Below are 12,962 nucleotides of genomic sequence, written 5' to 3'. Positions count from 1 at the left end.
GTTTACAACACACAACTAAACAATAGTTTGGGCAATAAAAATACTTTGTTAGAATTGATTACTAAACATAAAACGATTTTGTTTAGTAATCAATTCGTTGATGTATCCCAAACTAGCGGGTTCAGTTGGTAAAATCATTATCCAAGACTTAAAAGAATTAACCACGCTAAAACCAGTTAATCAAAAAATTAACATTGTTTTAGATGAGTTTAATGTCTTTGCGAGTGAAACGATTATCAACTTGATAAATAAGTCGCGTAGTTTTAATTATCAGTGTTTCTATCTCCCAAACAATCAATGACCTAAAACAAACAATATGAATTTAACAGATACCATTTTTGGAAATGTTAGCACTATTGTTTGTCACTCATTGAAAGACCCAAACACGGCCGAATATATAGCAAGTGTATTTGGCACCCAAGAAACCGAAAAACTAACTCGACAACTTGATTTTAAAAACAACACGGCTGATATGGGGTCGGTGCGTTCGGTGGATGAATTTATTGTTCATCCGAATGACCTTAAAAACCTTAAAATCGGGGAATGCTATTTAAAAACCACTCTACCGAGTGGCAAGTTATTTATTAAAAAAATTCAAGTTGACCCAACTTATTTAGATAATTTATTTTAACAATTAAATAAATAATACACTCTACCTGTGCTATAATAAACACAACTAAATAAACGAAAAGAAAAATGACACGCAAGTCATTCTTCTATACACCTATTAAGCGGGGACAACCACTTAACTAGGGCTTATTAATTTAACCCCACCTTTTGGTAGGTCAGTTAAATTATAACATTTTTTAATTTTTGTGTATAGGTAGAATGATAAAAAAGTCATCTACCTATTTTTTTATTTATGAAATATTTATTAGAAAGGACATGATGTTATGCGCAGAGCAAGTTATATTGATACAAAAATTGATTATGATCAAAATGATGTTCAAAAAGAACAACGTCGGGTAAAGCAATACCAAATCGAACACCACCCTGGTCGCCTTGCTTTAAAACAGTGAGAGAAACAGTGAAAAAGTGGTTGATTTGAAAACTTAACTAAAGAAAAACAAAAAGAATACAAACTAATAACCAACAAATTGGCGTTAGAAAAGAAAAAGTTTGAATTGGTAAGAGTTCGTCAGGAATGAAAACGTAGCTGATACAGCAATTTAGACAAAGAAAAACAACGCGAATAAAAAAACGCGTTGAACAAATCAAAAAGAACACAATTTATAAATCATAAATTTTTACCTTTAAATAGCGTTTAAACTAACCAAAAGAAGGATTACATTTTGGAAAATATCAACGCTAATAAGGGGGTTAAATTCGCTCAAAACCAAATAAAGGAACAGAAATTATGGAAAATTTAGTACAGCAAGCAGAACAAGTCAATTACCACTTTGTGGAGATAAATGGATTGAACTATAAAGTTATTAATCAACTTGACAAGAATAAACATGTCTCTAATTTTTACATTCCGAAAAAATATGTTCGCCAACACCCTACCCGCGAAACTAGCTACAAAGTCAAAATTTATGACAAATTTATTTGTGTACCAAAAATAATGTGTTTTATTGATAAAACTGGTAAATACTTTTTGGTTGGCATTGATATGTTATTTACCTACTGAATTTATAACACAAGAGATAATAACAAATATCGTTTAGCAGGTTATCAAGCGATTTGCAACACTGCAATTAAAGAATTGCATTATTTAACTAGACTTCTTGCGATACCCTTTTTTATTAAAATATTATTATAAAATATAATTTATGAGGACATAAAAATATGAACAATAATAAATTTAATACTCTTAATGATAGAGAATGGTTAAGATTAACAGGAATAAAAAAATTCACTTTTAATAAAATGTTAGATATTTTAAAAGTTGCTGAAATATAAAAATTTAAAAAGGGTGGTAAAACTAATAAATTATCATTAGAAAATAGATTATGATGACTTTATTATATTAACGAGAATATCAGACTTATTTTCATCTTGGTAAAAGTTTTGATATTAGTGAGGCTAATTGTTATCGTAATATTAAGTGAATTGAAGATATTTTAATTAAAAACTCTGATTTTCAACAACTTGCTGGTAAAAAAGCACTAATAAATGATTATTTTAATGATAAAACTATTATTATTTATGCTACCGAAACTCCAATCCAACGCCCAAAAAAGACAAAAACAATCTTATTCTGGTAAAAGAAAAAAACACACGATCAAAACAAAGTAATTATCGAACAAGAAACCAAAAAAATTATTGCAACAAGTTTTTCGCTCGGAAAAAAACATGATTATGCTTTATTTAAAGAATCAAAAATCCCAATTTTAAAAAATACCAAATTAATAGTTGATAGTGGTTATCAAGGAATACAAAAAAATCACAATAATGTTCTAATACCTACAAAGAAAACAAAGAAAAACCCTTTAACAAAGAACAAAAGCAATATAATAGACTAGTTTCAAAAATGAGAATTATTATTGAAAATATTTTTGCTATTCTTAAAAATTTAAAATTATTACAGAAAAATATCGTAATCGAAGAAAAAGATTTGGTTTAAGATTTAATTTAATTGCCTCAATTTATAATTTACAATTATTATATTTAACATAAAATATTTATTTAAAATTAAATAATTTAAATAATAAATTAATTTTTCGTTGTGGAAAAATATTAAATTTTTAAATAAAAAACATAATTAATTAAAATTATATTTTTCTATTAGTATCTTTTTACAAATATTTGCAATTTTTTAACAAGTAATGCAAGAAGTCTATTATATATGGCATTATGTAGTAAATCGTAAAGGCTTGATTCCACTTTTTGTCAAACTAATTATTAAAATAACTTAAATAATTTGATATAATAATTAAAAGTTATAGTTTTTTTATTAACACATAAAAATAGTAGAGAATAGAGATGAAAGAATTATGTTGATTGTTTATAAAATTAAATTTTATTATAAAATTGCCCTTCTAATTAATTTTTTGCATACAAAATGTTTATGTTTATTTCGTAAGATACATATCCCGCCTAAATTTTAGTTTTTAAATTTTAAATAAATATAACTAAAAGCAAAGAGGGAAAAAACAATGAAAAAACTATTAAGTATTTTAGGGACAATAACATTAGTTGGAACTGTTGCGCCAAATGTTGTTGCTTGTCATAACAAAAAAAATCTTAGCAACGAAAGTATTACAGCAAAAGACATTAAAGTCTTTAATAGACTTCTTGCATTACTTGTTAAAAAATTGCAAATATTTGTAAAAAAGATACTAATAGAAAATATAATTTTAATTAATTATGTTTTTTATTTAAAAATTTAATATTTTTCCACAACGAAAAATTAATTTATTATTTAAATTATTTAATTTTAAATAAATATTTTATGTTAAATATAATAATTGTAAATTATAAATTGAGGCAATTAAATTAAATCTTAAACCAAATCTTTTTCTTCGATTACGATATTTTTCTGTATAATTTTAAATTTTTAAGAATAGCAAAATATTTCAATAATAATTCTCATTTTTGAAACTAGTCTATTATATTGCTTTTGTTCTTTGTTTAAAGGGTTTTCTTTGTTTTCTTTGTAGGTATTAGAACATTATTGTGATTTTTTTGTATTCCTTGATAACCACTATCAACTATTAATTTGGTATTTTTAAAATTGGGATTTTTGATTCTTTAAATAAAGCATAATCATATTTTTCCGAGCGAAAACTTGTTGCAATAATTTTTTTGGTTTCTTGTTCGATAATTACTTGTGTTTTGATCGTGTGTTTTTCTTTTTACCAGAATAAGATTGTTTTTGTCTTTTTTGGGCGTTGGATTGGAGTTTCGGTAGCATCAATAATAATAGTTTTATCATTAAAATAATCATTTATTAGTGCTTTTTACCAGCAAGTTGTTGAAAATCAGAGTTTTTAATTAAAATATCTTCAATTCACTTAATATTACGATAACAATTAGCCTCACTAATATCAAAACTTTTACCAAGATGAAAATAAGTCTGATATTCTCGTCAATATAATAAAGTCATCAATAATCTATTTTCTAATGATAATTTATTAGTTTTACCACCTTTTTAAATTTTTCTATTTCAGCAACTTTTAAAATATCTAACATTTTATTAAAAGTGGATTTTTTTATTCCTGTTAATCTTAACCATTCTCTATCATTAAGAGTATTAAATTTATTATTGTTCATATTTTTATGTCCTCATAAATTATATTTATAATAATATTTTAATAAAAGGGTATCGCAAGAAGTCTATTATAAATATATCTCATAACAGTTTTTTCAGATTTTACATTATTTAAAATATCTAATGAATATTTTAAATAATTTTTCCATTTTTCAGTTAATGTTTGTATTTTCATTAAGTGTATTAATCTTTTTCTGTATCTTTGTTAATAACAACATAATAACTACTTTTGTTTTTTGCATTATCTTCTGTTTCTATTAAATATTGACCTTGATAAGTATCTAGTTGTGAACCATCAAGTTAATATCATTTGTTAAATCAATAGTATCTTGCTCCCCATTTTTTGTCAATTTTCATCACAACTGTACACAACCCCTGTTATCACACTATTTGCTTACTTGCTGTTGGTTTAACTAGTATGATAGTATTTTTACTATTTGCATAGTAAAATGTATTAACTTGGTTTGTGATATTACTTGTATAAATTTGAAAATGATTAAAGAAATAAATTTATATGATAATTTATTAAATATTTTTATAAAACATTCTGAAAATTTTACTACAAGTGAAAATGATTTTAATAGCATTTGGGAGAACCCATATTATTGGCGGCAAAAACAAGCCCATGAAGAACTCATCAAGGAAATCAAATAACAATGAAAAAAGTAGAGAATAAGATACTAAAAATCATAATTTAATGATTGTTGATGTTGATTTACAAAAGTGTTTGAATTGTAGTTTCACCATTCAAAAAGTGGATGATGAGTGATTTACGATTAACACGGGAAATAAAAACTGCGGTAAAAAATAACAATTTGGGTTATAATTTCCTTACCAAGATATTTTTATCTTTGGTATCTAGCCCAAATGTATCAAATATAGTAAATATCAAAATGTATTAAATGCAAATTTTTTCTATATTTTTTGTGCCAAATATTAAAATTAAAAAACTATAAACAATATTGTTTATAGTGATATAATATTTATGTAATTAAATATTTTTAATAAAAATTTGGTGATACTAAATTGTCTAGTAAACAATTTAGTATCGTGGAAACACTAGCTTGTCACTAGTGTTTCCACCGACAATTTTAACATATTTCTTGGTAGTATTTCTGTGGTACTACTGTGAAATATGTTTAAAAATTGCGTGTGGGAATAGTGCAGTGGTGTTATTCTCTTTTTTGTTAAAAAGAGAATTCAGAAAGGAAATAACGAAATGAAAAAATTACTAAGTATCTTAACCATAACAACATTGACGGCGAACGTTCCTGCTCCGTTGCTTGCCAACACATCTTTAACTCGTAATAAACGCGATGTTATAACATCTAATTCCAACAACGACTACCTACCATTAAATAAAATAAAAATATTAATAGTACATTTTTTATTATAGTTGATAGTAAAGATAATGTATATTTTGGAACAGCTGATGGTGCATATAAGTTGTTCGCGGGGTCAGACACTGCAACTAAAATTGATAGTATTATTGGCTATGTTAATAATATTGTAATTGATAACAACGATAATGTTTATTTTGCAACAAACAATGGTGCGTTTGTGTTGAAACACGGGGAAACAACACCAACCAAAATTGATGGTATAAGTGGTAATGTTCTTTCTATTGCGATTAATAGTAAAGATAACATTTATTTTTGGGACAGCTGATGGAGCTTTTGTGCTTAAACAGGGTTCTACAACTGCAACAAAAATAAATGGTATCAGTGATGATAGAACAATTATAGTTGATAGTAAAGATAATGTATATTTTGGAACAAATAATGGTGCATATAAGTTGTTCGCGGGGTCAGACACTGCAACTAAAATTGATAGTATTATTGGCTATGTTAATAATATTGTAATTGATAACAACGATAATGTATATTTTGGGACAAGTGATGGTACGTTTGTTTTGAAACAGGGTTCAGACACACCAACCAAAATTGATGGTATAAGTGGTAATGTTCTTTCTATTGCGATTAATAGTAAAGATAACATTTATTTTGGGACAGCTGATGGAGCTTTTGTGCTTAAACAGGGTTCTACAACTGCAACTAAAATTGAAAATATTAATAGATATGTTTGATTTATTGACATTGATAGTAAAGATAATGTATATTTTGGGACAGATGATGGGGTTTATAAATTAACTCCGATTGTTAAACCAACACCACCTGCGCACGTACCTGAATTAAGTAATAAATTATCTCACATTGAAATTGCATTTATTGCAATTGGTTCAAGTATTGGTGTGGTGTTACTTGTTCTTGGTACTTATTTTTTATATAAATATATAAAAAATAACAAGAAACGATAGAAAAGAAGGTAATAAAAACTTTGATAAATAGCAATTTATATAAAAAAACCATATCTATTTATAGATATGGTAAAATAATATAAATAAGTAGTTTGTATCTCCTTACTTTTGCTAAAATTTAATAAAGTGATACTAAATTGTCTTGTAAACAATTTAGTATCTTGGAAACACTAGCGACAAACTAGCGTTTCCACAGACAATTTTAACATATTTGATGGTGTTATATGCTTTGTGGTGCTGTCAAATATGTTGGAAAATTGCATGTGGGAATAGTGCGGTGGTGCTATTCTCTTTTTTGTTAAAAAGAGAATTCAGAAAGGAAATAACGAAATGAAAAAATTATTAAGTATCTTAACCATATCAACCTTGACAGCAAGCATTCCCACTCCGTTGCTGGCCAATGCACCACTAACTCGTGTCAAGCGCGATGTTAGTGCTTTGACATCTAACGCAAACAACAACTACCTACCAATAAAAAAAATAATGGTATTAGTGCATGAATAAACGGAATTATCATTGATAGTTCAAATAGTATTTATTATGCTACTGATACTGGTGCGTATAAGTTGTCTGCGGGTTCAGACACACCAACCAAAATTGATGGAATAAGTTGACCAACATACCCATCGCAATATTTATTATCTTTCTTATAAAGGTAATACTTTTGTTGGCCTAGAACATAAAAAAGCAATTAAAATAAATTGCTATGAACTCCCCCATCAAGATATGTTGATCAAATGACTTTGTAGTCAAACTGATATTGAGAACTATCAAACGGAGCGGGAGTTAAAAATGAAAAACGGCAATTTAAATGTCTACCCTGATTTAATCATCATCAAAAATGATGATAGTGAAATTTATTTTGAATTTGAACGCACCCGCAAGTCACCCGACCGGTTTAAAACGAAATTAATTAACTTGCGTGACTGGCTTGTTGATGGTGGTAAAATTCATTGAATTACTCCAACCCAAACACTCACAAATTGAATTAAAAATCAAATCAACACTATTGGCACTTATCCAATACAACACACCTACGAAATATGAAACAACGAAAAATAAAAAGAGCATATTAATATGCTCTTTTTATTTTAAATAATATTTATCAATTAATTGAACTTATTGAAACAGTATAATTAACAATTACATTTTTGGTATAAATATTTTCATCATTTGAAGTAATTGTTGCACTGTTATTAGTAATGTGTGTAACGTTAATTTTTGTGATGTCTAATTGTGGATTTAATTCTTTTAATTTGTCTTTGATTTGTTCTTTTGTTGGATTAGATAAATTTTCAGTTTTAAATTCACCTAAATCAGTGTTTTTAATTATTTCGTTTATTTGTTTGTTGTCAGTTACACTTGTTGGTTGAATTACAATATTTGATATATTACAAAAACTAAAATATAATAGACTTCTTGCATTACTTGTTAAAAAATTGCAAATATTTGTAAAAAAGATACTAATAGAAAAATATAATTTTAATTAATTATGTTTTTTATTTAAAAATTTAATATTTTTCCACAACGAAAAATTAATTTATTATTTAAATTATTTAATTTTAAATAAATATTTTATGTTAAATATAATAATTGTAAATTATAAATTGAGGCAATTAAATTAAATCTTAAACCAAATCTTTTTCTTCGATTACGATATTTTTCTGTAATAATTTTAAATTTTTTAAGAATAGCAAAAATATTTTCAATAATAATTCTCATTTTTGAAACTAGTCTATTATATTGCTTTTGTTCTTTGTTTAAAGGATTTTTCTTTGTTTTCTTTGTAGGTATTAGAACATTATTGTGATTTTTTTGTATTCCTTGATAACCACTATCAACTATTAATTTGGTATTTTTTAAAATTGGGATTTTTGATTCTTTAAATAAAGCATAATCATGTTTTTTTCCGAGCGAAAAACTTGTTGCAATAATTTTTTTGGTTTCTTGTTCGATAATTACTTGTGTTTTGATCGTGTGTTTTTTCTTTTTACCAGAATAAGATTGTTTTTGTCTTTTTTTGGGCGTTGGATTGGAGTTTCGGTAGCATCAATAATAATAGTTTTATCATTAAAATAATCATTTATTAGTGCTTTTTTACCAGCAAGTTGTTGAAAATCAGAGTTTTTAATTAAAATATCTTCAATTCACTTAATATTACGATAACAATTAGCCTCACTAATATCAAAACTTTTACCAAGATGAAAATAAGTCTGATATTCTCGTCAATATAATAAAGTCATCAATAATCTATTTTCTAATGATAATTTATTAGTTTTACCACCTTTTTTAAATTTTTCTATTTCAGCAACTTTTAAAATATCTAACATTTTATTAAAAGTGGATTTTTTTATTCCTGTTAATCTTAACCATTCTCTATTATTAAGAGTATTAAATTTATTATTGTTCATATTTTTATGTCCTCATAAATTATATTTTATAATAATATTTTAATAAAAAGGGGTATCGCAAGAAGTCTAATATTAAAATGATAAAAATTATTAAGCATATGTCTAATAAAAATAATTTTATATTAATTGCATAAATTATTTTTTTTCATTTCTTTTTATTTTTTTTCATATTTTTCCATATTTTTTAAATAATATTTATCAATTAATTGAACTTATTGAAACAGTATAATTAACAATTACATTTTTGGTATAAATATTTTCATCATTTGAAGTAATTGTTGCACTGTTATTAGTAATGTGTGTAACGTTAGTTTTTGTGATGTCTAATTGTGGATTTAATTCTTTTAATTTGTCTTTGATTTGTTGTTCTGCTGGTTTAAACAAATTATTAGTTATAAATTCACCTAAATTATTATTTGTAATAATTTTGTCTAAATTAATATTAGATGTAAAATTAATATCTACTGTATCTGAATAAATATGTGGATATAGATAATTTAATTTTGCACTTGTAGGTTTTATATCAGTAATATCTATATTTTTAATAAAAAATGAAATTTAACATCTTTTAATTTATTATTTAATTTTTTTAATTTGTCTTTGATTTGTTCAATAGTCGGCAAGTTAATTCCATCAGTTATAATTGAACCTAAATCAGTATTTCTAATAAATGATTTTATTGAAATAGTATAATTAACAATTACATTTTTGGTATAAATATTTTCATCATTTGAAGTAATTGCTGCATTGTTATTAGCAATTTTTGTAACGTTAATTTTTGTGATGTCTAATTGTAGATTTAATTCTTTTAATTTGTCTTTGATTTGTTCAATAGTCGGCAAGTTAATTCCATCAGTTATAATTGAACCTAAATCAATGTTAATAATTATTTTTTTTAAATCAATAGATTTATCAACTTTAAAATTTAATGTTCTGCTACCACTAAATTCAGTAGAAGTAATTGTTGCACTGTTATTAGTAATGTTTGTAACGTTAATTTTTGTGATGTCTAATTGTAGATTTAATTCTTTTAATATATTTTTTATTTGATGTGCTGTTGGTTTATTAGCTCCATCAGTTTTTATTACACGTGTATTAACATCTGTTTTAGTTGCGCCAACATCGCGTTTATTACGAGTTAAAGGTGTGTTGGCAAGCAACGGAGCAGGAACGTTCGCCGTCAATGTTGTTATGGTTAAGATACTTAGTAATTTTTTCATTTTATGTTTCCTTTCTGAAATTTGTATTATTTTGATATTTTGTTAAGTTAATAATTGATTTTTTTTTGATACTAAAATATATAGTAACACAAAACTTTATTCAGTGTTCTTATTAAAAATTTAGAGCAATTTAAACCGAATAATTTAACATATTTCCCTACTTAAAACCCTTATAAAATAAGGGTTTTTCATTGCTTGTTTTGTTATCGTCGTTTGTGGCGCATTGAGTTTTATTTTCGCAGGGAAATGATAATAACATTATAAAATATTTATATATTTCATTTTTTGACTTATTTACATTTTAAAAATAAAACAAATAAAAAATATTTTATTTTTAAAATAATGATAAAATATATATGAAAAAAAGAGAAATATTATGGCAAAATTAAATACATTTCTTGAAAAAAATGGAATAAAAGAACTATCAAGTTTTTCTAATACAAAAGAATTTAAAAAAAGAACAAGCAAAGATATGATACCCAATACTTTTTGTTCTAAATATTTAGTAAATAAATTTAGAAAAGAAGCAGAAGAAAAAAGGTGGAGTTATACAACTTTAATGACAATTATTTTAGAAGAGCGCTATGGAAAGGAAAACAACAACAATGAAGATGATTAGTTTTTGTAATAAAAAAGGTGGGGTTGGCAAAACAACATTATGCAAAAATGTTGCTTATAAATTAGCACTTGATGGGGCAAAGGTTTTGTTGATTGATCTTGACCCCCAAGCAACCTTATCTGTTCAATTTTATACAAATAAAATTATAAAAGATATTACTTTATTAAAATTGTTTGGTGGGTTTAATGTTGGAATTAATAACATTATTCAATCAACAAAATATAAAAACATTGACATCATTAGACTTCTTGCGATACCCTTTTTTATTAAAATATTATTATAAAATATAATTTATGAGGACATAAAAATATGAACAATAATAAATTTAATACTCTTAATGATAGAGAATGGTTAAGATTAACAGGAATAAAAAAATCCACTTTTAATAAAATGTTAGATATTTTAAAAGTTGCTGAAATAGAAAAATTTAAAAAAGGTGGTAAAACTAATAAATTATCATTAGAAAATAGATTATTGATGACTTTATTATATTGACGAGAATATCAGACTTATTTTCATCTTGGTAAAAGTTTTGATATTAGTGAGGCTAATTGTTATCGTAATATTAAGTGAATTGAAGATATTTTAATTAAAAACTCTGATTTTCAACAACTTGCTGGTAAAAAAGCACTAATAAATGATTATTTTAATGATAAAACTATTATTATTGATTCTACCGAAACTCCAATCCAACGCCCAAAAAAAGACAAAAACAATCTTATTCTGGTAAAAAGAAAAACACACGATCAAAACACAAGTAATTATCGAACAAGAAACCAAAAAAATTATTGCAACAAGTTTTTCGCTCGGAAAAAAACATGATTATGCTTTATTTAAAGAATCAAAATCCCAATTTTAAAAAATACCAAATTAATAGTTGATAGTGGTTATCAAGGAATACAAAAAAAATCACAATAATGTTCTAATACCTACAAAGAAAACAAAGAAAAACCCTTTAAAAAAAGAACAAAAGCAATATAATAGACTAGTTTCAAAAATGAGAATTATTATTGAAAATATTTTTGCTATTCTTAAAAAATTTAAAATTATTACAGAAAAATATCGTAATCGAAGAAAAAGATTTGGTTTAAGATTTAATTTAATTGCCTCAATTTATAATTTACAATTATTATATTTAACATAAAATATTTATTTAAAATTAAATAATTTAAATAATAAATTAATTTTTCGTTGTGGAAAAATATTAAATTTTTAAATAAAAAACATAATTAATTAAAATTATATTTTTCTATTAGTATCTTTTTTACAAATATTTGCAATTTTTTAACAAGTAATGCAAGAAGTCTATTTTATAAAAATCTTAAAAAAGTTTTTAACTTAACGATGTTATAATTAAGTTGAGAGTTTTAACCACTCCCTAATGGTTCCAAAAAAATAGTTAGGCGGTGGTTTAATGGAATTATTACAAATTATTTGTAATGTTCTCAAAATAATCACGCTACTATTGCAAATTATTTACATAATTAAAAAATTATCCAAATAGGATAATTTAACACAATAGGAGAGTGGTTAACTCTCAATTTTTTATTGTTCCAAATTAATATTAACATATTTTATAAAAAAAGCAAACAAACTTATTTTAATAGGTATTCATTTATAATTTCTTTTTCATTATTCTTTGTTGTTTCAAATTTCGTAGGTATGCTGTGATGGATAAGCACCAATATTGTTAATTTGGTTTTCAATTCAAATAGCTAATGTTTGAATAGGAGTAATTCAGTGAATTTTACCGCCCACAACAAGTCACTCGCATAAGTTAATTAGTTTAGTTCTAAAACGCTCTGGGGGCTTGCGGGTGCGTTCAAATTCAACATAAATTTCACTATCATCATTTTTGGTGATGATAAGGTCGGGTAAGTATTTAAATTGCCGTTTTTCATTTTTAACTCCCGCTCCGTTTGATAGTTCTCAATATCAGTTTGACTACAAAGTCATTTGATCAACATATCTTGACAGGCAGGGTTTTTTCTTTTTTGGGTTCACTTTTTCTTTTAAGGGCACGGGCAAAAAGAAAAAAGGAACTAGGTGGTTTTTATTGGTTATGTTAATTGCAATTAACATAACCAATAAAAACCCACCACTGCGGAACACAAACATTAAGCCGAAACCCCGCACTATCAACAACGTTGGGAGTGCGGGGTTTCGGGTGCTTGGCGTGCCA

19 protein-coding genes and 2 pseudogenes are annotated in these 12,962 nt (G+C 25.2%); 13 read left to right on the top strand and 8 right to left on the bottom strand.

Features of this window, described 5'->3' with window-relative positions; translation table 4 throughout:
* The first annotated feature begins 100 nt into the window (after positions 1-100).
* The 5 genes and pseudogenes from MSROBK_RS10000 to MSROBK_RS09980 all read left to right on the top strand — a co-directional run bounded on the left by MSROBK_RS10000 (position 101) and on the right by MSROBK_RS09980 (position 3,332).
* Positions 101-631 (top strand): TraM recognition domain-containing protein, encoded by a 531-nt coding sequence (locus tag MSROBK_RS10000; RefSeq protein WP_159373272.1) that lies wholly within the window; start codon positions 101-103, stop codon positions 629-631.
* A gap of 262 nt (positions 632-893) precedes the next feature.
* Entirely contained in the window at positions 894-1,196 is a 303-nt protein-coding gene (locus MSROBK_RS09995; protein WP_159373271.1) for a hypothetical protein, read from the top strand.
* A 161-nt stretch (positions 1,197-1,357) separates the two neighbouring features.
* Positions 1,358-1,762 carry a hypothetical protein gene (locus tag MSROBK_RS09990; protein WP_040092662.1) on the top strand — a complete coding sequence of 135 codons (405 nt, stop codon included), beginning with the start codon at positions 1,358-1,360 and terminating at the stop codon, positions 1,760-1,762.
* A gap of 657 nt (positions 1,763-2,419) precedes the next feature.
* Positions 2,420-2,566: pseudogene (locus MSROBK_RS14330) on the top strand (transposase family protein); the annotation flags it as partial.
* Positions 2,567-3,098: 532 nt separating this feature from the next.
* Positions 3,099-3,332, top strand: a complete 234-nt coding sequence (locus MSROBK_RS09980) for a lipoprotein (RefSeq protein ID WP_159373270.1) — start codon at positions 3,099-3,101, stop codon at positions 3,330-3,332.
* A 560-nt stretch (positions 3,333-3,892) separates the two neighbouring features.
* On the opposite strand, the gene MSROBK_RS14325 is transcribed toward MSROBK_RS09980, so the two are convergent.
* The 3 genes from MSROBK_RS14325 to MSROBK_RS12200 are packed head-to-tail and all read right to left on the bottom strand — an operon-like array spanning position 3,893 to position 4,388.
* Positions 3,893-4,048, bottom strand: a complete 156-nt coding sequence (locus MSROBK_RS14325) for a helix-turn-helix domain-containing protein (protein WP_416375269.1) — start codon at positions 4,046-4,048, stop codon at positions 3,893-3,895.
* A 14-nt stretch (positions 4,049-4,062) separates the two neighbouring features.
* Positions 4,063-4,215 carry a hypothetical protein gene (locus MSROBK_RS14320; RefSeq protein WP_241969990.1) on the bottom strand — a complete coding sequence of 51 codons (153 nt, stop codon included), beginning with the start codon at positions 4,213-4,215 and terminating at the stop codon, positions 4,063-4,065.
* Positions 4,216-4,253: 38 nt separating this feature from the next.
* Positions 4,254-4,388 (bottom strand): hypothetical protein, encoded by a 135-nt coding sequence (locus MSROBK_RS12200; protein ID WP_265575298.1) that lies wholly within the window; start codon positions 4,386-4,388, stop codon positions 4,254-4,256.
* Positions 4,389-5,432: 1,044 nt separating this feature from the next.
* Here MSROBK_RS12200 and MSROBK_RS09970 point away from each other — a divergent pair.
* The 5 genes from MSROBK_RS09970 (at position 5,433) to MSROBK_RS09950 (ending at position 7,592) form a co-directional block, all read left to right on the top strand.
* Positions 5,433-5,609, top strand: a complete 177-nt coding sequence (locus MSROBK_RS09970; RefSeq protein WP_159373269.1) for a hypothetical protein — start codon at positions 5,433-5,435, stop codon at positions 5,607-5,609.
* Positions 5,610-5,659: 50 nt separating this feature from the next.
* Entirely contained in the window at positions 5,660-5,899 is a 240-nt protein-coding gene (locus MSROBK_RS09965) for a hypothetical protein (RefSeq protein WP_159373268.1), read from the top strand.
* Complete coding sequence (locus MSROBK_RS09960) at positions 5,892-6,530, top strand: ligand-binding sensor domain-containing protein (RefSeq protein ID WP_159373267.1); 639 nt, start codon at positions 5,892-5,894, stop codon at positions 6,528-6,530. Before MSROBK_RS09965 ends, MSROBK_RS09960 begins: the two co-directional genes overlap by 8 nt.
* Positions 6,531-6,860: 330 nt before the next feature.
* Complete coding sequence (locus MSROBK_RS09955; RefSeq protein WP_157944217.1) at positions 6,861-7,034, top strand: hypothetical protein; 174 nt, start codon at positions 6,861-6,863, stop codon at positions 7,032-7,034.
* A gap of 222 nt (positions 7,035-7,256) precedes the next feature.
* A complete protein-coding gene (locus tag MSROBK_RS09950) occupies positions 7,257-7,592 on the top strand; it encodes a hypothetical protein (protein ID WP_133165042.1) in 336 nt (111 codons plus the stop codon).
* Positions 7,593-8,105: 513 nt separating this feature from the next.
* On the opposite strand, the gene MSROBK_RS14315 is transcribed toward MSROBK_RS09950, so the two are convergent.
* The 4 genes from MSROBK_RS14315 to MSROBK_RS09935 form a co-directional block, all read right to left on the bottom strand.
* Positions 8,106-8,504: a transposase family protein gene (locus MSROBK_RS14315; RefSeq protein WP_242441474.1), complete on the bottom strand. Its 399-nt coding sequence runs from the start codon at positions 8,502-8,504 to the stop codon at positions 8,106-8,108.
* Positions 8,489-8,941: a transposase family protein gene (locus MSROBK_RS14310; RefSeq protein WP_416375056.1), complete on the bottom strand. Its 453-nt coding sequence runs from the start codon at positions 8,939-8,941 to the stop codon at positions 8,489-8,491. The genes MSROBK_RS14315 and MSROBK_RS14310 overlap by 16 nt, the downstream gene beginning before the upstream one ends.
* A 195-nt stretch (positions 8,942-9,136) precedes the next feature.
* Complete coding sequence (locus MSROBK_RS09940) at positions 9,137-9,325, bottom strand: hypothetical protein (protein WP_040094389.1); 189 nt, start codon at positions 9,323-9,325, stop codon at positions 9,137-9,139.
* Positions 9,326-9,474: 149 nt separating this feature from the next.
* Entirely contained in the window at positions 9,475-10,161 is a 687-nt protein-coding gene (locus MSROBK_RS09935) for a hypothetical protein (RefSeq protein ID WP_159373266.1), read from the bottom strand.
* Positions 10,162-10,537: 376 nt separating this feature from the next.
* On the opposite strand from MSROBK_RS09935, the gene MSROBK_RS09930 reads away from it, so the two are divergent.
* From MSROBK_RS09930 to MSROBK_RS09920, 3 genes and pseudogenes are all read left to right on the top strand, one after another.
* Positions 10,538-10,780: a hypothetical protein gene (locus MSROBK_RS09930; protein WP_040092653.1), complete on the top strand. Its 243-nt coding sequence runs from the start codon at positions 10,538-10,540 to the stop codon at positions 10,778-10,780.
* Complete coding sequence (locus MSROBK_RS09925) at positions 10,767-11,063, top strand: ParA family protein (RefSeq protein WP_040092652.1); 297 nt, start codon at positions 10,767-10,769, stop codon at positions 11,061-11,063. Before MSROBK_RS09930 ends, MSROBK_RS09925 begins: the two co-directional genes overlap by 14 nt.
* Before the next feature lie 26 nt (positions 11,064-11,089).
* A pseudogene (locus tag MSROBK_RS09920) lies at positions 11,090-11,924 on the top strand (IS5 family transposase).
* 800 nt (positions 11,925-12,724) lie between these two features.
* Here the strand turns inward: MSROBK_RS09920 and MSROBK_RS11910 are convergent.
* A partial coding sequence (locus tag MSROBK_RS11910; protein WP_227991259.1) for a hypothetical protein occupies positions 12,725-12,962 on the bottom strand: 238 nt, incomplete at its 5' end.

The sequence above is a fragment of the Spiroplasma poulsonii genome, from assembly GCF_009866525.1.
Classification (GTDB): domain Bacteria; phylum Bacillota_I; class Bacilli_A; order Mycoplasmatales; family Mycoplasmataceae; genus Spiroplasma; species Spiroplasma poulsonii.
The sequence above is the reverse complement of the archived record's forward strand: the minus strand, read 5'-3'. Positions and strand labels throughout refer to the sequence as shown.